At 68.8% G+C, this 468-nt stretch carries 1 protein-coding gene; it reads left to right on the plus strand.

Annotated features, from left to right (window positions below):
* Window positions 1-468, plus strand: a 468-nt coding sequence (locus AC1DSF_RS30795) for an AAA family ATPase (RefSeq protein WP_478184105.1), incomplete at both ends; no start/stop codon positions are given.

The raw sequence follows: 468 nt of genomic DNA on the forward strand, positions 1-468 counted from the left end.
AGGACAAGCAGCTCTACACGCTGGACCTGGGCGCTCTGGTGGCCGGCTCCCGCTACCGCGGCGACTTCGAAGAGCGCCTGAAGAAGGTGCTCAAGGAGATCCGCACGCGCGGCGACATCATCCTGTTCATCGACGAGCTGCACACCCTCGTGGGTGCGGGCGCCGCCGAAGGCGCGATCGACGCGGCGAGCATCCTCAAGCCGATGCTGGCCCGCGGCGAGCTGCAGACCATCGGTGCCACGACGCTCGACGAGTACCGCAAGCACCTGGAGAAGGACGCGGCTCTCGAGCGCCGCTTCCAGCCGATCCAGGTCGCCGAGCCGTCGCTGTCGCACACCATCGAGATCCTCAAGGGTCTGCGCGACCGCTACGAGGCGCACCACCGCGTGTCGATCACCGACGCCGCGCTGGTCGCCGCCGCCACGCTGGCCGACCGGTACATCTCGGACCGCTTCCTCCCGGACAAGG

This window comes from Variovorax sp. 01N429 (assembly GCF_056399425.1).